18 protein-coding genes are annotated in these 21,591 nt (G+C 60.3%); 9 read left to right on the top strand and 9 right to left on the bottom strand.

What is annotated here, in order from left to right; genetic code table 11:
* Positions 1–369: an ArsC family reductase gene (locus Q9R34_RS15630; RefSeq protein ID WP_485894858.1), complete on the bottom strand. Its 369-nt coding sequence runs from the start codon at positions 367–369 to the stop codon at positions 1–3.
* Between the two features lie 388 nt (positions 370–757).
* On the opposite strand from Q9R34_RS15630, the gene ypfM reads away from it, so the two are divergent.
* A complete protein-coding gene (gene ypfM / locus Q9R34_RS15635; RefSeq protein ID WP_434125731.1) occupies positions 758–820 on the top strand; it encodes a protein YpfM in 63 nt (20 codons plus the stop codon).
* A gap of 97 nt (positions 821–917) precedes the next feature.
* On the opposite strand, the gene acrD is transcribed toward ypfM, so the two are convergent.
* The 3 genes from acrD to narQ form a co-directional block, all read right to left on the bottom strand.
* Positions 918–4,034 carry a multidrug efflux RND transporter permease AcrD gene (gene acrD / locus Q9R34_RS15640; RefSeq protein ID WP_485894860.1) on the bottom strand — a complete coding sequence of 1,039 codons (3,117 nt, stop codon included), beginning with the start codon at positions 4,032–4,034 and terminating at the stop codon, positions 918–920.
* Between the two features lie 170 nt (positions 4,035–4,204).
* A complete protein-coding gene (locus Q9R34_RS15645; RefSeq protein ID WP_434125678.1) occupies positions 4,205–4,837 on the bottom strand; it encodes a response regulator in 633 nt (210 codons plus the stop codon).
* A gap of 77 nt (positions 4,838–4,914) precedes the next feature.
* Positions 4,915–6,603: a nitrate/nitrite two-component system sensor histidine kinase NarQ gene (gene narQ, locus Q9R34_RS15650; RefSeq protein WP_485894862.1), complete on the bottom strand. Its 1,689-nt coding sequence runs from the start codon at positions 6,601–6,603 to the stop codon at positions 4,915–4,917.
* Between the two features lie 255 nt (positions 6,604–6,858).
* Here narQ and Q9R34_RS15655 point away from each other — a divergent pair, with 255 nt between their 5' ends.
* The 4 genes from Q9R34_RS15655 to Q9R34_RS15670 all read left to right on the top strand — a co-directional run bounded on the left by Q9R34_RS15655 (position 6,859) and on the right by Q9R34_RS15670 (position 10,900).
* A complete protein-coding gene (locus Q9R34_RS15655) occupies positions 6,859–7,131 on the top strand; it encodes a YdgH/BhsA/McbA-like domain containing protein (RefSeq protein ID WP_434125681.1) in 273 nt (90 codons plus the stop codon).
* A gap of 274 nt (positions 7,132–7,405) precedes the next feature.
* Positions 7,406–8,899: an L-asparagine permease gene (ansP, locus tag Q9R34_RS15660; protein ID WP_485894864.1), complete on the top strand. Its 1,494-nt coding sequence runs from the start codon at positions 7,406–7,408 to the stop codon at positions 8,897–8,899.
* A 125-nt stretch (positions 8,900–9,024) separates the two neighbouring features.
* Entirely contained in the window at positions 9,025–9,603 is a 579-nt protein-coding gene (gene nudK, locus Q9R34_RS15665; RefSeq protein ID WP_485894866.1) for a GDP-mannose pyrophosphatase NudK, read from the top strand.
* A 235-nt stretch (positions 9,604–9,838) separates the two neighbouring features.
* On the top strand, positions 9,839–10,900 hold the full coding sequence (locus tag Q9R34_RS15670; protein ID WP_434125684.1) for a DUF1176 domain-containing protein: 1,062 nt from the start codon (positions 9,839–9,841) through the stop codon (positions 10,898–10,900).
* On the opposite strand, the gene ampH is transcribed toward Q9R34_RS15670, so the two are convergent.
* From ampH to tal, 3 genes are all read right to left on the bottom strand, one after another.
* Positions 10,897–12,066, bottom strand: coding sequence for a D-alanyl-D-alanine-carboxypeptidase/endopeptidase AmpH (gene ampH, locus Q9R34_RS15675; protein ID WP_434125685.1), 1,170 nt, complete (start codon positions 12,064–12,066; stop codon positions 10,897–10,899). The two genes, Q9R34_RS15670 and ampH, sit on opposite strands and share 4 nt — an antisense overlap.
* 146 nt (positions 12,067–12,212) lie before the next feature.
* The gene (tkt, locus tag Q9R34_RS15680) at positions 12,213–14,213 is read right to left on the bottom strand and encodes a transketolase (RefSeq protein WP_485894868.1); all 2,001 of its coding nucleotides are present in this window, start codon (positions 14,211–14,213) and stop codon (positions 12,213–12,215) included.
* A gap of 68 nt (positions 14,214–14,281) precedes the next feature.
* Positions 14,282–15,232, bottom strand: a complete 951-nt coding sequence (tal, locus tag Q9R34_RS15685) for a transaldolase (protein WP_216491448.1) — start codon at positions 15,230–15,232, stop codon at positions 14,282–14,284.
* Positions 15,233–15,604: 372 nt separating this feature from the next.
* Here tal and maeB point away from each other — a divergent pair, with 372 nt between their 5' ends.
* A complete protein-coding gene (gene maeB, locus Q9R34_RS15690) occupies positions 15,605–17,884 on the top strand; it encodes an NADP-dependent oxaloacetate-decarboxylating malate dehydrogenase (protein WP_485894871.1) in 2,280 nt (759 codons plus the stop codon).
* Here the strand turns inward: maeB and hemF are convergent.
* Positions 17,879–18,781 (bottom strand): oxygen-dependent coproporphyrinogen oxidase, encoded by a 903-nt coding sequence (gene hemF, locus Q9R34_RS15695; protein ID WP_485894873.1) that lies wholly within the window; start codon positions 18,779–18,781, stop codon positions 17,879–17,881. The genes maeB and hemF overlap by 6 nt on opposite strands.
* A 32-nt stretch (positions 18,782–18,813) precedes the next feature.
* Positions 18,814–19,680, bottom strand: a complete 867-nt coding sequence (gene amiA, locus Q9R34_RS15700; protein WP_485894875.1) for an N-acetylmuramoyl-L-alanine amidase AmiA — start codon at positions 19,678–19,680, stop codon at positions 18,814–18,816.
* 210 nt (positions 19,681–19,890) lie between these two features.
* On the opposite strand from amiA, the gene Q9R34_RS15705 reads away from it, so the two are divergent.
* From Q9R34_RS15705 to Q9R34_RS15715, 3 genes are all read left to right on the top strand, one after another.
* The gene (locus Q9R34_RS15705; protein WP_033753728.1) at positions 19,891–20,316 is read left to right on the top strand and encodes a GNAT family acetyltransferase; all 426 of its coding nucleotides are present in this window, start codon (positions 19,891–19,893) and stop codon (positions 20,314–20,316) included.
* Complete coding sequence (locus tag Q9R34_RS15710) at positions 20,297–20,773, top strand: DUF2919 family protein (RefSeq protein ID WP_485894877.1); 477 nt, start codon at positions 20,297–20,299, stop codon at positions 20,771–20,773. The genes Q9R34_RS15705 and Q9R34_RS15710 overlap by 20 nt, the downstream gene beginning before the upstream one ends.
* Before the next feature lie 64 nt (positions 20,774–20,837).
* Positions 20,838–21,455 (top strand): RpoE-regulated lipoprotein, encoded by a 618-nt coding sequence (locus Q9R34_RS15715; RefSeq protein ID WP_485894879.1) that lies wholly within the window; start codon positions 20,838–20,840, stop codon positions 21,453–21,455.
* The last annotated feature ends 136 nt before the right edge of the window (positions 21,456–21,591 follow it).

Here is a 21,591-nt window from a genome sequence, read left to right on the forward strand (position 1 = left end):
TTATAACTTCTCCTGGATAAACGCCTGGTAAGCGGCTTCGCTGAAGCCGACAAGCTGCGCGCCGTCCGGCGCGCGCAGTACGGGCCGCTTGATGACCGCGGGGTGCGCCAGCATGAGCGCTTTAGCGCTCTCAGCATCAACAACGGCATCGCGTTCAGCGTCCGTCAGCTTGCGCCAGGTGGTACCGCGCGTGTTAAGCAGCGTCTGATAGCCGGACCGATCGATAAGCTGTGACAGCAGCGCATCGCTCAACCCGCTGGCGCGGTAGTCATGGAATTCAACCTTGATGTCGGCGGCTTCTAAATAGCGGCGCGCTTTTTTTATGGTGTCGCAATTTTTTATGCCGTACATCACCCACTGCGCTGTCATCAGGATTCCTCGTCTGAAAATGAGGCGGCCAGTTTAACACAGAGAGCCGGGGCGCTGAGCAGTGTAAACAGAAAAGCGAATAAATAACTGGAATAAAATCATTAGGATTTGTCTTAGTAACCGCTTTCATTTTAATGGTTATTGTCACACAGTTTATCATGATCACGTTAAGAATTATCTTAGTGCGCATCCAGACCGGCTGGTCCAGATATTTCCCCACTTTCTTTCGCACTTATAACAGGTTGCTGAAATGTGCGTCAGCTAGCAGAAAGAAAAACTACAGTAATTAATCGACGCTGACGATAATGAAAACAGGTGTAACCGTATTCACATGGCGAAAATTTATGCGTAAAATCGTCAGCACAATACACAATAAGAGAGGGTTTATATGATTGACACCGAAATGGGGAACTGGAAAGAATTTATCGCGGCGATGTTACGCAACAAGTGACACGCGGCGGAAAAGGCAGGACATCTCCCCCTTGCTCTGATTCTGACCACACATAGCAATAAGGCAGCCACTTCGGTGGCTGCTTTTACTTTTTCACTCAGTCATGCGGCTTCGCCTTGAGCGGAAAGCGGCGGCGCACCAGTACGAAGAACAGCGGCACAAAGAAGATCGCCAGCAGGGTAGCGGAGATCATGCCGCCCATCACGCCGGTGCCGACCGCGTGCTGGCTGCCGGAACCGGCGCCCGCGCTGATGGCCATCGGCAGCACGCCGAAGATAAAGGCCAGCGAGGTCATCAGGATCGGGCGCAGACGCTGACGCGAGGCGGCGAGCGTCGCCCCGACCAGTTCGCCGCCTTTGCTGTTGATCTCGTTGGCGAACTCCACAATCAGAATGGCGTTCTTCGCCGACAGGCCCACCACCGTCAGCAGCCCCACCTGGAAGTAGACGTCGTTCTCCAGCCCGCGCAGCCAGGTGGCGACCAGCGCACCGACCACCCCGAGCGGCACTACCAGCATCACCGAGAAGGGAATCGACCAGCTCTCATAGAGCGCCGCCAGGCAGAGAAACACCACCAGCAGTGAAATCGCATAAAGCGCGGGCGCCTGCGAGCCCGACAGCCGCTCCTGATAAGAGGCGCCGGTCCACTGGAAGCCGACGCCGAGCGGCAGCTGCGCCACCAGGCGCTCCATGGCGTCCATCGCCGCGCCGCTGCTGACGCCCTGCGCCGCCTCGCCGACAATCTCAATCGACGAGTAGCCGTTATAGCGCTCCAGGCGCGGCGAGCCGGTCTCCCAGCGGCTGGTGGCGAAGGCGGAGAAGGGCACCATGCCGCCGCTGCTGTTGCGTACGTACCACTTATTGATGTCGTCCGGCAGCATGCGGAAAGCGGGCGCGGCCTGAACGTAGACCTTTTTCACCCGTCCCCGGTCAAGGAAGTCGTTAACGTAGGTCGAGCCCCACGCGGTGGTAAGAGTATCGTTGATGGTGTCGATCGAGACGCCCAGCGCCTGCGCTTTACGCTGATCGACATCGATCTGCAGCTGCGGGCTGTCGTCCAGGCCGTTGTGGCGCACACGCGATAGCGCCGGATCCGCCTCTGCCATCTCCAGCAGCTTATCGCGCATCGCCATCAGCTGGGTATGGCCGATGCCGGCGTGATCCTGCAGCTCCAGATCAAAACCAGAGGAGCTGCCCATGCCGGTAATCGCGGGTGGGCTGCTGGCGATAACGCGTCCCTCTTTAATATCGCGAAAGGCTTTGGTGGCGCGTTCGATAATGGCGAAAGAGGTGCGATCCGCGCCGGGGCGCGCCTCCCAGTCTTTCAGGCGCACGAACAGGCGCGCCACGTTCTGACCGTTGCCGCCCGGTCCCGCGCCGATAGTAGAGAACACTGACAGCACGTTCTCTTTCTCCTGGGTCATATAGTAGCGCTCAACCTTCGCCACCACGTCGGAGGTTTGCTGCAGCGTTGCGCCCGGCGGCAGCTGCACCTGCGTCAGAAAAACGCCGCGATCCTCAAGCGGCAGAAACGAGGTGGGCAGACGGATAAACAGAAACGCCATCAGGCCGATAATCGCAAGGTAGAGCAGCAGCCAGCGACCGCCTTTGCGCAGAATGCGCGCGACGCCGCGCTCGTAGCGGTCGGCGTTGCGGTTGAAGTGGCGGTTGAACCAGCCGAAAAAGCCGCGGCGGCCGTGATGTTCTCCCTGCGCCAGCGGCTTCAGCAGCGTGGCGCACAGGGCAGGCGTCAGGATCATCGCCACCAGCACCGACAGCACCATCGCCGAGACGATGGTAATGGAGAACTGACGGTAGATCGCGCCGACCGTGCCGCCGAAGAAGGCCATCGGCACGAAAACCGCCGACAGCACCAGCGCGATCCCCACCAGCGCGCCCTGAATTTGCCCCATCGACTTACGCGTCGCCGCGCGCGGCGAGAGGCCTTCCTCGCTCATAATACGCTCGACGTTCTCCACCACCACGATGGCGTCGTCTACCAGCAGGCCGATAGCAAGCACCATAGCGAACATGGTAAGGGTATTGATGCTGAAGTCGCAGGCGTAGAGCACGGAAAAGGTGCCGAGCAGCACCACCGGCACGGCGATAGTCGGGATCAGCGTGGCGCGAAAATTCTGCATAAACAGATACATTACGCCGAATACCAGCACGATCGCTTCCAGCAGGGTTTTCACCACGTCGGTAATCGAGGCTTTGACGAAGGGCGTGGTTTCATAGGCGATTTTGGCCTCCAGCCCGTGCGGGAAAAAGTGCGACAGCTCTTCCACGCGCTGACGCACCAGCTTATCGGTGTTCATCTCGTTGGCGCCGGAGGCGAGCTTGATGCCCAGGCCCGACGCTGGCTGGCCGTTATAGCGGCTCAGGTAATCATATTTCTCCGCGCCCAGCGCCACCTGCGCCACGTCGCTCAGCGTCACCACCGAGCCGTCGGGATTGGTCTTCAGGGTAATGGCCTTGAACTGTTCCGGCGTCTGCAGCAGCGACTGCGCGTTGACCGTGGCGTTCAGCGCCTGCTTGTCCACCGAGGGCAGGCCGCCGACCTGACCGACGGCGACCTGCGCGTTTTGCGCCTCAATGGCGCTTACCACGTCGTCGGTGGTCAGCGAGTAAGCAATAAGCCTGGCGGGATCGAGCCAGATACGCATCGCATACTGCGAGCCGTAAGCGTCGACCTGGCCGACACCGTCGATGCGGCTCAGCGGATCCTGAATATTACTGGCGACGTAGTCGGCAATATCCTGTTTATCCATGCTGCCGTCGGTAGAGACGAAGGCGATCATCAGGATATTGCTGTCGCCGGTTTTATTGACCGTCACGCCCTGCGACTGCACCGCCTGCGGCAGCTTGCGCAGCGCCGACTGCAGCTGGTTCTGCACCTGCTGGCGCGCTTCGTCGGGGTTGGTACCGGCCGAGAAGGTGAGGGTGATCTGCGCCTGGCCGGTATTGCTGCTGTTGGACGACATATACATCAGATTGTCGATACCGGTCATGTTCTGCTCGATAACCTGCGTGACGGTGTTTTCCAGCGTTTCGGCCGAGGCGCCAGGATAGCTGGCGGTGATACGCACGTTTGGGGGCGCCAGGTCGGGATACTGCTCAATGGGCAGGGAAATAATCGCCAGCGTGCCGCACAGGCTGATTAAAATCGCCAGCACCCAGGCAAAAACGGGACGGTCGATGAAAAAATTCGACATCGAATCGACACTCCTCAGCAGCGTTTCACGTTTATTATCTGAATGCGGCCCGCGCTTTACGCGGGCCGTGCGGGCAGGGAAAAGTCACTCTTTCGCTGAAACTTACTCTACGTGCTGCAAATTAGGAAATCGTGGAGAAAATGTGGAGAAAGTGTAAAACCCCTGTCAGGTCAGCTATGGCGGTTTTCCAGCCACATGACGGTTGCGGCAACGCGCGAGCGCACGTCGAGTTTTTTCAGCAGATTGCGGATATGCACTTTTACCGTCTCTTCCGAGATATGCAGCGCGGCGGCGATCTCTTTATTCGACAGGCCGCGCGCTACCTCCTGCAGCACATCGCGCTCGCGCTCGGTGAGCTGGCGAAACGGACTGGCGCTGTGCTGGCGCGTGGCGAGATAATCGCGCACCGCGTCGCTGAAAATTTTCTCGCCGCTTGCCGCCTGCAGAATTTGACCGGGCAGCAGTTCCGGATCGCTGTCTTTGAGCAGATAGCCGTCCGCGCCGGCATCGACCATCGCATCGATATCGCTGCGCGCATCGGACACGGTAAAGATCAAAATGCGCGAACTGATCCCTTCATGGCGCAGCGCCTTCAGCGTATCGAGTCCCGACATGCCCTTCATATTGAGATCGAGCAGGATGATATCTGGCGCCAGGCGACGCGCCTCGGCCAGCGCTTCGGTGCCGTTGTTCGCTTCGGCAATGACCTCCAGCCGAGGCTCCAGCGCCAGCAGCTGGCGAATACCGCGGCGCATTAGCGGATGGTCGTCGACAATCATGACCGTCAGCGTAGATTGTTGCATATTGACTCCCGGCGAAAACGCGAAAACGCGCGTCTGAAAAGGTTGATAAGAAGCGTTGCGCCTCAACGCGATGCTCGTTACGTCAGCGGCGCGGCGGGCCGCGGCGGAAAACGCAGCGCGACCTGCGTGCCGCGCGCCTGCGCCTGAATTTTAAGCTCGCCCGCCAGCCGCGCGGCGCGCTCCGACATAGTGGTCAGGCCGTAGTGGCCCTGCGGCTCCTCGGTGCTGGCGATGCCAACGCCGTCATCCGTCACCGTAAGTAAATGCTCACCTTCCGCATTGCGTTCATAGCGTACGCTGATGGTGGCGGCATCGGCGTGGCGAATGGCGTTCAACACCGCCTCACGGGCAATCTGCAGCAGATGAACCTGCTGCTGCGCCTCCAGCGTTTCCAGCCCAGGCTGGAAGCTGAAGCTAATTTTAGCCGTAACCTGCTCCTGCAACGAAGCGATCATCGCCTGCATCGCCGCCACCAGATCGGCCTGCTCAATGGTCAGGCGGAAGGTCGCCAGCAGTTCGCGCAGCTGGCGATAGGCGTCGGAAAGCGTGCGGTCGATGTCGGCGATAATGCTTTGCGCCTCCGCGCTGGCGGGGCCGAGCGTACGGCGCAGCAGCGTAAACTGAATACGCATAAAAGAGAGCGCCTGCGCCAGGGAGTCGTGCAGCTCGCGGGCGATAGTGGCGCGCTCTTCGATTAACAGCATCTGCTGCACCTGCTTCTGCGTCTGCCAGATCCAGACGGCGCGCGACAGCATATTGCCCAGGCTCTGCATTAATGCCTGACGCGGCCGCGGCCGATCGCTTTGCCAGCGCAGCGCGCCGGCCTGTTCATCATCCTGCTGCAGCGTGACGCCATGCCAGCTTAGCGCCGCGTCGCTTTCTCCGACGCTGAAGCGGCCATGCTCGCTCTCCAGCACCAGCGCGCGCAGGTTTTCGCGCTCGCGCACCTGCGCCATCACGCTTTCAAACAGCGCCGCATTAAGCGGTCGGGCGGTCAGCATCTGCGAGCTTTCATACAGCAGTGACAGCGTGCGGTTTGCCTCCTGTAAATCGCGCGTCTTCTCTTCTACCGCGCTGGCCAGCGCCTGATGATGCGAATGCAGGCGCGCCGCCATGGCGCTAAAGGTCTGTGCCAGCACCCCCAGTTCATTATTCTGCTCTACCACCAGCGGCGGAAAAGCGAAGTTGCCGCTTTCAACGTAGCGACTGGCGGTGACCAGCGCATTAAGCGGACGCACTACCTGACGACGGCTGAAGCGAATCGTGCCCAGCGCCAGCGCCACAATCAATACCACGCCCAGCAGGCTGCTGGCCGCCACCAGCTCCATTTTTCTTTCGCTGTAGCGCTGTAGCCCCATGACAAAACGATCGATCTCGCCGACGTAGTTCGCCACCTGCTGTTGATAAAGCGCTGCCTCGCCGCGCTGAAGCTGCTGTTGCAGCACGGGCCAGGCGGTACGCAGATGGCGATAGCGGTTAACGACCTCCTGCGGTACCCAGGGACGATCGAGGTCGCGCAGCGCAGGTTTATTGAGCGTCTCTTCATATTCCAGCAGATGCAGTCCAAGCTGCTGCGGTGCGCTGGCGCTGTCCCAGGCCAGCCGGTAACTCTGCATGCGTAGCGAACCCGCCAGGTTGATCGCCTCGGCGTCGCGCAGGCTGCTGGAGAGGGTCATCAGCGCCAGCCCGGTGGTCAGCAGCGCCAGTAGCACAATGGCGCTTAGCGCCTGGGCGATACTGCGGGTCACGGAACGTTTTACTATCACGGCAATATCCCTGTTTTTGGTGCGGGCATTATAAAGGAGAGGAGAAAAAGCTGCCAGGGTCATACAGAAATCGACACGCTGGGTTACAGGCTGCACAAAAAATGAACTCTGCTGACATAACCCAGGAGAGCATGCGAAGCAGCGTTTTAAAAAGCAGACAGGTTTACATCGGCCAGATGTAGATTTTCATTACGGCGCTAATAATTCTAAACAGAATTAAACGAGCCACCTGCAACCCCCTCGAAGGAGCATGCTATGAAAAAAGGTATTGTTATTCTGGCCGGCGCCCTGTTGGCAACCGCTTCGTTCACTACGCTGGCGGCCACGCCGGTCGATCAGGACCAGGCGCAGGGTCTGCAAAGCCTCGGCAGCGTTTCCGTTTCCAACGCGCGCGGCTCGCTGGATGACGCCACGCGTCAGCTGTCGCAAAAAGCAGAAGAGATGGGCGCCAGCCACTACCGCGTTATCGGCGTCGAAAACCCGGGCGACTCCAGCCTGTGGCGCGGCACCGCAGAGATTTATCGCTAACCCTCAGCCATACCCTTCCATCCCTGTAGCTTTTACCGGCCTGCCAGTGGCCGGTTTTTTTGTGCAATAAACCCGATTATTACAAAACACTTTGTGCGCCTCGCCGGTATCTTTTGCTTCGTTCACGCAGAACGGGTAGGATTCATCGCCGTGATTTCCCCTGCCTTTTTACTAATAACTCACAGGCAGATAACAGGGTGATTACCCCATTTCGCATGGCGTACGCAATCGTTTGTGATCGCCGTGATTGATGGTCAGGACAAACAGGAAGGCTATGAAATCTACTAAGAAAACCGCAGCCGAAATGCGTGCTGCGAAAAGACGCTGGCTGAACTCACATGACACCGGCTACCACAAGGCGATGGGCAATCGTCACGTGCAGATGATTGCCATCGGTGGCGCCATCGGCACCGGCCTGTTCCTCGGCGCAGGCGGACGGCTGCAGGCGGCGGGACCGGCGCTGGCGTTAATCTATCTGGTGTGCGGCATCTTCTCGTTCTTTATTCTGCGGGCGCTAGGCGAACTGGTGCTCCACCGTCCTTCCAGCGGCAGCTTCGTTTCTTACGCGCGCGAATTCCTTGGAGAAAAAGCGGCCTACGTTGCGGGCTGGATGTACTTCGTCAACTGGGCGATGACCGGCATTGTCGACATCACCGCCGTCGCGCTCTATATGCACTACTGGGGCGCGTTCGGCGAGGTGCCGCAGTGGGTCTTCGCGCTCGGCGCGCTGGCCATTGTCGGCACCATGAACATGATCGGTGTGAAGTGGTTTGCTGAGATGGAGTTCTGGTTCGCGCTGGTGAAAGTGCTGGCGATCGCCATCTTCCTGGTCGTGGGCGTGGTGTTTCTCGGCACCGGCAAACCGCTGGACGGCAACGCCACCGGCTTTCACTTAGTGACCGACAACGGCGGCCTGTTCCCGCACGGTCTGCTGCCGGCGCTGGTGCTGGTGCAGGGCGTGGTGTTCGCCTTCGCGTCTATCGAACTGGTGGGCACCGCCGCAGGCGAGTGTAAAGATCCGGAAACCATGCTGCCGAAAGCGATCAACAGCGTGATTTGGCGAATCGGCCTGTTTTACGTCGGTTCGGTGGTGCTGCTGGTGCTGCTGCTGCCGTGGAACGCCTATCAGGCAGGCCAGAGCCCGTTCGTGACCTTCTTCTCGAAGCTGGGCGTGCCTTACATCGGCAGCATCATGAACATCGTGGTGCTGAGCGCGGCGCTCTCCAGTCTGAATTCCGGCCTCTACTCTACCGGCCGTATTCTGCGTTCGATGGCGATGGGCGGTTCGGCGCCGAAGTTCATGGCGAAAATGAACGGCCAGCAGGTGCCTTACGCCGGTATTCTGGTCACCATCGCGGTCTATGTCATCGGCGTGGTGCTCAACTACTACGTGCCTTCGCAGGTCTTCGAGATCGTGCTGAACGTCGCATCGCTGGGCATTATCGCCTCATGGGGCTTTATTGTGATCTGCCAGATGCGTCTGCGCAAAGCGATCAAGGAAGGCAAAGCAGACGACGTCAGCTTTAAGCTGCCGGGCGCGCCGGTCACCTCCTGGCTGACGCTGCTGTTCCTGCTGAGCGTGCTGGTGCTGATGGCGTTCGATTACCCGAACGGCACCTACACCATCGCTGCTATCCCGGTTCTGGCGGTGATTCTGGTGCTGGGCTGGTTCGGCGTGCGCAAGCGCGTGGCCGCGGTCGCGCAGACCGAGCACGATGACCTGCACGACGAAAAGCCGCACGCGCTGGCGGATGACGCCGCGCGCTAAGCGCAGACGTCCGTGCTGAAAAGCCTGCCCGCTAGCGGCAGGCTTTTTTATTCCCGCCGCTTATAGTTTTCCCGCGCGCTTCCCCCTATGATGGCAGGCTCCCCTAAATCGGCAGTGGAGCCATCATGTCGTTCAAGATCAATATCATCAAAGACAAACTTCTCTCCGAAAACTACTTTATCCTGCGCAATTTCACCTACGAGCTCGCCACCAAAAGCGGCGAGATGGTGCGCCACAAGCGCGAAGTGTATGACCGTGGCAACGGCGCCACTATCCTGCTCTATAACCGCGAGAAAAACAGCGTCGTGCTGATCCGCCAGTTTCGTATCGCCACTTACGTCAACGGCAACGCCAGCGGCATGCTGATTGAGGCCTGCGCCGGGCTGCTGGATAACGACACGCCGGAAGTCTGCATTCGCAAAGAGGCGATTGAAGAGACGGGCTATGCGGTGGGCGAGGTAGAAAAACTCTATGAAGCCTATATGTCGCCAGGCGGCGTCACCGAGCTGATTCACTTTTTCGCCGCCGAATATAACGAGTCGCTGCGCGATAACGCCGGCGGCGGCGTAGAGGATGAGGATATCGACGTGCTGGAAATCCCTTTCCCGGAGGCGCTGGCGATGGTGAAGGATGGCCGTATCCGGGATGGCAAAACCATTATGCTGCTGCAGCATGCCCAGCTGGCGGGCTGGCTCAGGGCCTGAGGAGGGAGATGACGCGTGGGGCAGGGCGACGCGCATTGTCCGATAAATCCGATTGAGATAAATCCGTGCGCTCTTGATGATGAAAATGGTGATTTCTGTGGCGCCGTATCGCATTATCGTATGCTTTTTCAGCAGTTAAGTGCGCTTTCCGGAGGTGGTCACAGTTTAGGTCCACCCGATGTCCGACCGTTGCGCTATCATCTCCACTCTGAGATTTTGGGGACCGTTTTTCCTGATGCCGACCTGGACGAAGTCACTGCTGGTATTGCCATTCTTTTTCATTGCCTGCGTTAAAGCCGATCCACTGCAAAAGTCATTTTCCGACTGGCAGGTGACCTGCAATAACGCCGCGTTCTGCGTGGCGCGTAATATACCCGGCGACAAAGGACTGGTCATGACTATCGCGCGCCATGCTGGCGTCAACGATCGCCCGCTGCTGCGTATCGACTACGGCAGCGCCTACAGCGGCGAGCTGCCCGGCGGGCCGCTGCAGGATAATTTACTGCTCGATCAGCGCCGTCTCCGTCCCGACTTCAAACACTGGACGGTCGAGCCGCATCACCTCGCCACCAGCAACGCTATCGCCATTGACGAATTTCTTGCGCAAATTCTCGACGCGGACGCGATCCAGCTCACCTATAACGGACAGGCGGCTATTTCGCTGCATGGTCTGAAAGCGGCGCTGCTGCTGGTGGACGACGTGCAGGGCAGGGTCAACGGCATGAGCGCATGGATAAAACGCGGTTCGCGCGCGCTGTGGGATGTGCCGCCCCAGCCGCCGCTGCCGCAGCTGCCCGAGATGGGCGCGCCGCCTGCCGCACTGACGCGCGAGGAAACCAGCGGGCTGCTCGATTACGGTACCTGGCGGCTTAACAGCGACGCCTGCTCGCTCGACCCGATGCGGCGCGAAGTCAACGTTGCGCCGCTGACCGACAGCAAAGCGCTGCTGATGGTGAGCTGCGAGATGGGCGCCTATAACGTGATCGATCTGGCGTTCGAAGTGACGCGCGCCGCACCCTATGTCGCACGCGGCATCACCCTGACGCTGCCGTTTACGCCGCCGCGCGGCGAACGTCAGCTGGAGCTGATCAACGCCGACTATGACGCCAGTACCGGCCAGCTCTACACCTTCAGCAAAGGACGCGGGCTGGGCGACTGCGGTGCCGCCACGCGCTGGCGCTTTAACGGCACCGACTTCACGCTGGCGGAATATGCCGAAGAGTCTACCTGCGATGCCTGGCACAGCAGCGACGACTGGCCAACCCTGTGGGTCTCTCAGCCGCCGCCTGCGCCTTAGCGAATCGCCTGCACCATCATCGGCGAGCCGTTCTGGTTGCCGACCAGCTCCGCCAGCATATCGTTAACGCCGTCGCTCATGGCGGTAAAGCGCGTCAGCGGCGAGCGGGTGACCACCACAAAGACCCCGACGTTATTCTGCGGCACCATCGCCATGTAGGTGATGAAGCCGCCGCCGCCGCCGGTTTTCTGAATAATGCCGGGGCGACCGTTTTTCGGCCCCATATAGACCCAGCCCATGCCAATCGCGTCGGCTCTGCCCGGCACGTCCATGCCTTCTACCTTCGCCAGCTGATCGCGGCGATAGATCAGCGTCTGCATACGATCCACCTGCGGCGAACGCGGGCTGATGGCGGAGTCGAGGAACTGCTGCATCCAGCGGCCCATATCGTCCGGCGTCGAGTAGACGCCGCCGCTGCCGATCGCCGCCAGCGTATTGTTGCAGGGGCTGGCGCCTTTCTCCGCCACCATCAGGCGATCGCACTGTTCAGGCGACGGCGTAAAGGTGGTGTCTTTCATGCCGAGCGGGCGGGTGATCAGCTGCTGGAGCAGTGCCGGGTAGGGCATGCCGGCGGCGCGCGCCAGCGCATCGCCCAGCAGGTCGTAGCCCAGATTTGAATAGGAGGCGTCGGTGCCTGGCGCGGCTTTTAGCTTCGCGCCGGCCAGCCACTGCCAGCGGTCGCTGCGCGTCGGCCAGACAAACACCGGGCGATGCGGCTTGCCGCCGGGCTGCTCGCGCGGCAGGCCGCTGGTGTGGGTGGACAGGTTGATCAGGCGAATCGGCTGTCCGGCGTAGCTCGGCACGCGCGCGCCCGCCGGTGCATATTTGCTCAGCGGATCGTCAAGGCGAATTTGCCCGCGCTCCGCCATCTTCACCATCACTTCGCTGGTTAGCAGCTTACTGAGCGAGGCGATGCGGATCAGAGAATCTTTCTGCGGCCGCACGTTATTACCAGGGCGCGTTTCGCCAAAGCTGGCGAAAACCCGCTGGTTGCCATCGATAGCGACCAGCGCCATGCCGGTGGCCCCGCTGCCGTAAAAAATGTGTTCAGCGTAGCGATCGACGATCTGGGACGAGAGCAGCGGATCGGGCGCGATCTGCGCCTTGCCTGCGAATGGCATCAGCGAAACCATTAAGGCGAGTAACCAGGGTGTACGTTTTTTCAACGGAAAAGCATCCAGCGATAGGGATAAAGGAAAGATCCTATAGTAATGGGTTTATGCAAGCGGTGAAGGGGGCGAAAGGGATTTTTTTCTGTTTCAGGCTGTGAGAGAGAGCGGCCCTTCCCGCAGAGGAGGAAGGGCCTGAAGCATTACGCTGGCTTGAGTAACGACTCCGCCTGCGCCACCACATTTTCCACGGTGAAGCCAAAGGCAGGGAAGAGTTTGCCTGCCGGCGCGGATTCGCCAAAGGTGGTCATGCCGACGATTTTGCCGTCGATGCCGACATATTTGTACCAGTAGTCGGCGATGCCCGCCTCAACCGCGACGCGCGCGCGCACCGTCGACGGCAGCACCGATTCGCGATAAGCGATATCCTGCTTGTCGAACACGTCGGTGCTCGGCAGCGACACCACGCGCACTTTATGGCCGTCGGCCGTCAGCTTCTCCGCCGCGCCCAGCGTGATCTCCACTTCGGAGCCGGTGGCAATCAGGATAATATCCGGCGTGCCGTCGCACTCCTTCAGCACGTAGCCGCCGCGCGCGATATTCTCAATCTGCGCCGCACTGCGTTCCGGCTGCAGCAGGTTCTGGCGCGACAGGATCAGCGCGGTTGGGCCGTGATGGCGTTCAATGGCGGCTTTCCACGCCACCGCCGTCTCAACCTGGTCGCAGGGACGCCAGGTGCTAAAGTTCGGCGTCAGGCGCAGGCTGGCGAGCTGTTCCACCGGCTGGTGCGTCGGACCATCTTCGCCCAGGCCGATGGAGTCATGGGTATAGACCATAATCTGCCGCGCTTTCATCAGCGCCGCCATACGCGCGGCGTTGCGCGCATACTCCACAAACATCAGGAAGGTGGCGGTGTAGGGCACAAAGCCGCCGTGATGGGCGATGCCGTTGGCGATGGCGGTCATACCGAACTCGCGTACGCCGTAGTGAATATAGTTGCCCGCCGCATCTTCTTTAATCGGCTTCGACCCTGACCAGATGGTAAGGTTGCTCGGCGCGAGGTCCGCCGATCCGCCCAGCAGCTCGGGCAGCAGCGAGCCGATATGCTCCAGCGTATTTTGCGACGCTTTACGGCTGGCGATTTTCTGCGGGTTAGCCTGCAGGTCGGTAATGAACTTGTGGGTTTCACTCTCCCACGTTGACGGCATTTCGCCGTTCATGCGGCGCTGGTACTCTTCAGCCAGCTCGGGATGCGCCTGCTTATAAGCGGCCAGCTTGTCGTTCCAGGCGCGCTCGCGCTCGGCACCGGCCTCTTTGGCGTCCCACTGCTGATAAATCTCCTGCGGGATTTCAAACGGCGGCGAGGTCCAGCCCAGCTCTTTACGCGCCAGCGCCACTTCCGCGTCGCCCAGCGCCGCGCCGTGCGACTCCTCTTTACCGGCTTTGTTCGGCGAACCGAAACCGATAACGGTGCGGCAGATAATCAGCGACGGCTTGTCGGTGACGCTCTGCGCCTCTTTAATCGCGCGGCTCACCGCCTCGGCGTCGTGGCCGTCGATCTCGCCGACAACGTGCCAGTTGTAGGCTTCAAAACGCTTATGGGTATCGTCGGTAAACCAGCCTTCGGTTTCGCCGTCGATAGAGATGCCGTTATGATCATAGAAGCCGATCAGCTTGCCGAGGCCGAGCGTGCCCGCCAGCGAGCAGACTTCGTGGGAGATCCCCTCCATCAGGCAGCCGTCGCCCATAAACACATAGGTAAAGTGGTCGACGATATCGTGACCCGGACGGTTAAACTGCGCGCCCAGCGTGCGCTCGGCGATCGCCAGCCCCACGGCGTTGGCCAGCCCCTGTCCCAGCGGACCTGTGGTGGTTTCGACGCCCGGCGTATAGCCGATTTCCGGGTGGCCCGGCGTTTTAGAGTGCAGCTGACGGAAGTTCTTCAGCTCTTCCATCGGCAAATCGTAGCCGGTGAGGTGCAGCAGGCTATAGAGCAGCATCGAGCCGTGACCGTTGGAGAGAATAAAACGGTCGCGGTCTGCCCATGCAGGGTTAGTCGGGTTATGTTTCAGGTAGTCGCGCCACAGCACTTCGGCGATATCCGCCATGCCCATCGGCATGCCCGGGTGACCTGAGTTCGCTTTTTGTACCGCATCCATACTTAACGCACGAATCGCGTTCGCCAGCTCTCTGCGTGATGACATAGGGTTCTCCCTTCGTTGAGCAGAAGTGCGGGCGGGAGACCCGCCCGACAATATTAAACAGGCAAAAACTACAGGCGAGCGGCCAGCACGTCTTCGAGTTTCTGCTGATCGACGGCAAACTGACGGATGCCGTCGGAAAGTTTTTCTACCGCCATCGGATCTTGGTTATGCTCCCAGCGGAACTCCGCTTCGGAGAGCGGCGCAGGCTGATGGAAACCTTCGGTTGACGGTTCCAGCTTGCGCTCAACCGGCGCGTCGCTGTTCTGCAGCTCTTCCAGCAGGTTCGGAGAGATGGTCAGGCGGTCGCAGCCCGCTAGCGCGATGATCTGCTCAACTTTACGGAAGCTTGCGCCCATGATGATGGTGCTGTAGCGGTGCTTTTTGTAGTAGTCGTAGATGCGACGCACCGATTTCACGCCGGGATCTTCGTCAACCACATACGGGTCAAGCGGCTTGCGGCTGTTGTACCAGTCGTAGATACGGCCAACGAACGGCGAAATCAGGAAGACGCCCGCTTCGGCGCAGGCGCGTGCCTGGGCGAAAGAGAAGAGCAGCGTCAGGTTGCAGTGGATGCCGTTTTTCTCCAGCTCCTCGGCCGCCTTGATGCCTTCCCAGGTGGAGGCCAGCTTGATCAGAATGCGCGAGCGGTCGATGCCGTGCTCTTCATACAGGCGAACCAGTTTTTCCGCTTTGGTCACGCACATGCCACGATCGAAAGAGAGGCGCGCATCTACTTCGGTCGAAACACGGCCCGGTACGCTTTTCAGGATCTCCATACCGAGGTTAATGGCGACTTTATCGCTGGCGTTGATAATCTGCGTCTCTTTGCTGCCGCCCTGCTTTTTCGCATAGTCGATAGCGTCGTCGATCAGGTGCTTGTAGCCTTCGAGGCCGGCCGCTTTCAGGATCAGGGAAGGGTTGGTGGTCGCATCTTCAGGATGGTAGTTGCGAATGGATTCGATATCGCCGCTGTCCGCCACGACGGTGGTGAACTGTTTTAGTGCCTCTAGCTGGTTCATCTTTTAACTCCTTGATGAGCAATTCTTTATTGCAAATGATTTCACCCTGCAACACAGTGCATCAGGCGTTCGATGATGAAAATACTCTTTTTCTGATTATTGCGATGGGTTGAACTCATCGGGGCCCCGCGCGGCGAAAATAGCGTGATGTCAAACAGGGAGAGCGTGCTGCAACATCCTGTCAGCGAGCCGGGGGGCGAAAATCGCGCATCACAAAGGTTAGCAGAACTGACGAGTTCTGCCGGGTTAACCGCACTTTCCGCCCTGCGTCGCCTTTACGCAGCGAACTGCCTTATCGCGATCGCCCCAACGTTTTCCTTTCAGCCGGCCTTTTATACTGCCAGCGCACCGAAGCTGAAAAAGGAACCGACAATGGACGACCAACTCAAGCAGAGCGCGCTGGATTTTCATCAGTTTCCCACCCCGGGCAAAATCCAGGTTTCCCCTACCAAACCTCTCGCCACCCAGCGCGATCTGGCGCTGGCCTATTCTCCCGGCGTGGCGGCGCCCTGTCTGGAAATTGCGCAGGATCCGCTGGCGGCGCATAAATACACCGCGCGCGGCAATCTGGTGGCGGTAATCTCCAACGGCACCGCGGTGCTGGGGCTCGGCAATATCGGCGCGCTGGCAGGCAAGCCGGTGATGGAGGGCAAAGGGGTGCTGTTCAAGAAGTTTGCCGGCATCGACGTCTTTGATATTGAGATCGACGAGCAGGATCCCGATCGGCTAATCGAGGTTATCGCCGCGCTGGAGCCCACCTTCGGCGGCATCAACCTGGAGGATATCAAAGCGCCGGAGTGCTTCTATATCGAGCAGCAGCTGCGCCAGCGTATGAAGATTCCGGTATTTCACGACGACCAGCACGGCACGGCGATTATCTGCACCGCCGCCGTGCTCAACGGGCTGCGCATTGTCGGGAAAGCGATTGGCGAGGTGCGGCTGGTGGTTTCTGGCGCGGGCGCCTCGGCGATCGCCTGCCTGAACCTGCTGGTGGCGCTCGGCATGCAGAAGCGCAACATCGTGGTGTGCGATTCAAAAGGGGTAATCTACCGCGATCGCGAAGCGGATATGACGCCCACCAAGTGCGCCTATGCCGTCGAAGACAGCGGTGCGCGCAGGCTGGAAGAGGTGATGGAAAACGCCGATATCTTTCTCGGCTGCTCGGGGCCGCGCGTGCTGACGCCGGAAATGGTGCAAAAGATGGCGCGCGATCCGCTGATCCTGGCGCTGGCCAACCCGGAGCCGGAAATTATGCCGCCGCTGGCGAAGGCGGTGCGCCCCGACGCCATCATCTGCACCGGCCGCTCCGACTTTCCTAACCAGGTCAATAATGTGCTCTGCTTCCCGTTTATTTTTCGCGGCGCGCTCGACGTCGGGGCGACCACGATTAACGAAGAGATGAAGCTGGCGGCGGTGCACGCCATTGCCGCGCTGGCGCAGGCGGAGCAGAGCGATGTGGTCGCCTCCGCCTATGACGACCAGGATCTCAGCTTCGGACCGGAGTATCTGATACCTAAACCTTTCGATCCGCGCCTGATTGTGCAGATCGCGCCGGCGGTGGCGCGCGCCGCCATGGCGTCGGGCGTGGCGACCCGGCCCGTTGAGGATTTCGACGCCTACCGCGAGAAGCTGGCCGAGTTTGTCTATAAAACCAACCTGTTTATGAAGCCGATCTTCTCCCAGGCGCGCAAGGCGCCAAAGCGCGTGGTGCTGGCGGAAGGCGAGGAGGTGCGGGTGCTGCACGCCACGCAGGAGCTGGTGACGCTGGGCCTGGCGCGGCCGATCCTGATAGGGCGTCCCAATGTTATCGCGATGCGTTTGCAGAAGCAGGGGCTGAAGATCGAGGCGGGCAAGGATTTCGACGTGGTCAACAACGAATCGGATCCGCGCTTCAAGGCGTACTGGAACGAGTATTACCAGATGATGAAGCGGCGCGGCGTGACGCCCGAGCAGGCGCAGCGCGCGGTGATCGGCAATCCAACGCTGATCGGTGCCATCATGGTGCATCGCGGCGAGGCGGACGCGCTAATCTGCGGCACCATCGGCGACTACCATGAGCACTATGACGTGGTGGAGAAGGTGTTCGGCCTGCGCGACGACGTTAAGGTCGCGGGCGCGATGAACGCGCTGCTGCTGCCCAGCGGCAACACCTTTATTACCGACACCTACGTCAACGACGATCCCACGCCGGAACAGCTGGCCGATCTGACGCTGCTGGCGGCGGAAACGGTGCGTCGCTTCGGCATCGAGCCGCGCGTCGCGCTGCTGTCACACTCCAGCTTCGGTACCTCAAATGCGCCAGGGGCGCGCAAGATGCGCGAGGCGCTGGCGATTATTCAGCGCCGCGCGCCGGAACTGGAAGTGGATGGCGAGATGCACGGCGACGCGGCGCTGGTAGAGAGCGTTCGCCGCGAGCTGATGCCTGACAGCCCGCTGAAAGGGGCGGCGAACCTGCTGATCATGCCTAATGTAGAAGCGGCGCGCATTAGTTACAACCTACTACGCGTCTCCAGTTCGGAAGGCGTCACCGTCGGCCCGGTGCTGATGGGCATCAGCAAGCCGGTGCATGTGCTGACGCGCATCGCGTCGGTCAGGCGCATTGTGAATATGGTGGCGCTGGCGGTGGTCGAGGCGCAAACCGCGCCGTTATAGCCAGTCGCGCACCGGTAAAAAGTCGCGCGTCAGCGCGGCTTCCGGCGAGTCGGGCGCGGGCTGGTAGTCATACTCCCAGCGCACCAGCGGCGGCATCGACATCAGGATCGATTCGGTGCGGCCACCGGTCTGCAGGCCGAACAGGGTGCCGCGATCCCACACCAGGTTGAACTCGACGTAGCGTCCGCGGCGATAGAGCTGAAACTGACGCTCGCGCTCGCCCCAGGGCAGCGCTTTGCGGCGCTCGACGATCGGCAGATAGCCGTCGAGGAAGCCGTTTCCTACCGCCTGCATAAAGGCGAAGCTGGTGTCGAAGTCCGGCGCGTTGAGATCGTCGAAGAAAAGGCCGCCGATGCCGCGCTGCTCGTCGCGGTGCTTCAGATAGAAGTAGTCGTCGCACCATTTTTTGTAGCGTGGATAGACCTCGTCGCCAAACGGCTGGCAGAGATCGAAGGCGGTCTGATGCCAGTGCACCGCATCCTCCTCGAAGCCGTAGTAGGGGGTCAGATCGAAACCGCCGCCGAACCACCACACCGGATCGGCGCCCGGCTTTTCGGCGATAAAAAAGCGCACGTTGGCGTGACTGGTCGGCACATAGGGACTGTGCGGATGGATCACCAGCGACACGCCCATCGCCTGAAAGCTGCGGCCCGCCAGCTCGGGACGGTGCGCCGTCGCCGACGCGGGCATTTGATCGCCGTGCACGTGGGAAAAGTTCACGCCTGCCTGCTCAAACACCGCGCCGTCGCGCAGCACGCGGCTGCGTCCGCCGCCGCCCCCCGGACGCTGCCAGCTGTCTTCAATAAACTGCGCGCCGCCGTCAGCGGCCGCCAGTTGATTACAGATTGTCTCCTGCAGGTGCAGCAGAAAGGCTTTAACGCGGGAAATATCGGGCATGGCTTCGGACTCATTGCAAAAAAGTGGCGCGATTATACCTGACCATTGCGGCGATCGTACTCATCAAAGTAGCGCGTAATGCCGCTGGCGATCGCCGTCGCGATTTTATGGCGGAAGGCGTCAGTGCCGAGCAGCTGCTCTTCGCGCGGGTTGGTAATAAAAGAGGTCTCTACCAGCACCGAGGGAATGGACGGCGATTTCAGCACGGCGAACGCCGCCTGCTCAGTGTGTTCGCTGTGCAGTCGATGCACCGGGCGGATCTGATCCAGCACATGTTTGCCTAGCGTCAGACTGTTGCGGATGGTGTCGGTCTGCACCAGATCGAACAGGATCTGGTTAAGGTAGTGATCCTGCTCCTCGACTTTCGCGCCGCTCACTTTGTCCGCCGCGTTCTCTTTATCGGAGAGGTAGCGCGCCATGGCGCTGCTGGCGCCACGATTCGAGAGGGCGAACACCGAGGCGCCGCTGGCTTCCGGGCTGGTAAAGCCGTCGGCGTGAATCGACATAAACAGGTTCGCACCGTGCTGGTGGGCAATCTCAACGCGCTGGTAGAGCGGAATAAAATGGTCGCTGTCGCGCGTCAGTCGCACTTCAATGCGTGGATGCGCCTGCAGCAGCGCGCGCACCTGATTCGCAATCGCCAGCACGACATGCTTCTCTTCCGAGCCTTCGCTGCCGACGGCGCCGGAATCGATGCCGCCGTGACCGGGATCGATCATCACAATGCGTTTGCCGTTTTTCTGCGGCGGGGCAGGCTGAGCGTGACGCGGGCTGGCACGCAGCGGTGCAGTCTCCTCTTTCGCCTGAATCGCGCGTGGGGAGAGCACGGCCAGTGCCAGGCCGGAGAGCAGCAGCTGGCGCCGGTTGGTTAGACGCTTAAGCAGAGAGAGTGTAGGCATGGGCTGGTCCATTAGCGAAATGTGTGCCCAGTGTTATATCGTAACAGTTTGCCTGCCGCGAGGGCGGAACCCTTTCAGCTCTTTACTTTGTATGTCAGGTTGCTAACAGAAAAAACGCCGGTTTTTGTTCAGGGCGGCGCTAACCGGGGTTGCACGCGGCGGCGAATGCGTGATAATCAGCGAATTGTGCTTATTTGCAAGGTAAAGAAGATGGAAATCCGCGCCTTCCGCCAGGAAGATTTTGAAGAGGTGATCACGCTCTGGGAGCGTTGCGATTTGTTACGTCCGTGGAACGACCCGGAGCTGGATATCGAACGCAAGATGAACCATGACGCAGACCTCTTTCTGGTTGCGGAAGTGGGCGGCGAAGTGGTCGGCACGCTGATGGGCGGCTACGACGGCCATCGCGGCTCCGCCTACTATCTGGCGGTGCATCCCGACTACCAGGGGCGTGGTTTCGCCAACGCGCTGATGAACCGGCTGGAGAAAAAGCTGATCGCGCGCGGCTGTCCCAAGATCAACCTGATGGTACGCGAAGAGAACGATCAGGTGGTGGCGTTCTACGAGAAGCTGGAGTACGAACCGGTGGATTCGGTGCTGCTCGGCAAGCGGCTGATTGAAGACCGGGAGTATTGATGCGGTGAAATATCTGCCGGATGAATATGATGCGAAAGGGCAGCTGCGGCTGCCGTTTCTTTTTTGGCTGACGCTGCTGCTGCTGGCGCGCACCTGGATCCTGCTGGTGATGGCAGGCGCCTCGCGCCAGCAGGGCAGCGATCTGCTGGGGCTGTTCTATCCCGATCGGCAGGCGTTCTGGCTCGGACTGGCGCTCGGCGCGCCCGCGCTGATCGGCCTGCTGCTGACCGGCTATCGCGCGCGCTGGCGGCGGCTGTGGCGGGCGTGGCGCTGGGTGCTGGCGCTGTCGCTGGCGGTCAATCTGGCGTGGCAGGGCGTGACGTTCGCGTCTGGCGATCTGCTCGCCTCGCCCTGGCCGCTGCTGCTGGCGCTGTTCGACGGTCTGGCGCTGCTGTGGTTGCTGGTCAACGTCAGGCTGCGCGACTGCTTTCTGCCGGAACAGCAGCTGGCCGAATAAACTTTTTTGCCGCTGGCGACTCCAATGAGTTCTGCCGTTTGGCACAGTGTTAACAGGAGTTTTCATGAAAGCTTTACCCATTTCGCTGCTGGTTGCCGCCGCGCTGCTAAGCGGCTGCGCCAGTTCGGGTTCCCGTTCCGCCTCTGATTCCGACGTAAGCTGGTATAACCCGCTGAGCTACCACTGGTCGTCGGCGCTGCCGTGGAACTGGTTTGGTTCATCGCTGACAGCCACTGAACAGGGCGTCGGCGGCGTCGGCAGCACCACTGCAATGAGCGAAAGCGCCATCAGCGACGGCCTGAAAGGCAACTACAAGCTGCGTCAGGGCATGCGTAGCGAAAACGGCGACGTTATCGCGTTCTGGCAGGCGCTGGACGACGGCAAAGTGAAGCTGCAGATCAGCGGATCCCGCAGCGTAGAGCGTATTGAGGTGATGGACAGCGACATCGCCGCGCAGGACGGCGCGAAAATCGGCGACGCCTTTAGCGACAGGTTCAGCAAGGCCTTTAACAACTGCAGGCTGGCGGGCGGAGCGGGCAGCCACGACGTCGAGTGCCGCGCGCCGGGCAGCCAGCATCTCTCCTACGTTTACAGCGGCGACTGGCACGGCCCGGACGGTCTGATGCCGTCGGATGACGTACTGAAAAGCTGGAAGCTCAGCAAAATCATCTGGCAGCGTTAAAGCTCTTAGCGTCAGCGCCTTTCTCGCCTGACGCATAAACTCTTGCGCCCGCTTATGCCATTTTCGACTTTGAAATCATCAAACGATATATAAAACCGCTACAGCTTTTCATGGGGTTATAAATACACTGGGCAAA

It is taken from the genome of Enterobacter sp. BRE11 (assembly GCF_031844285.1).
In the GTDB taxonomy this organism is placed as follows: domain Bacteria; phylum Pseudomonadota; class Gammaproteobacteria; order Enterobacterales; family Enterobacteriaceae; genus Pantoea.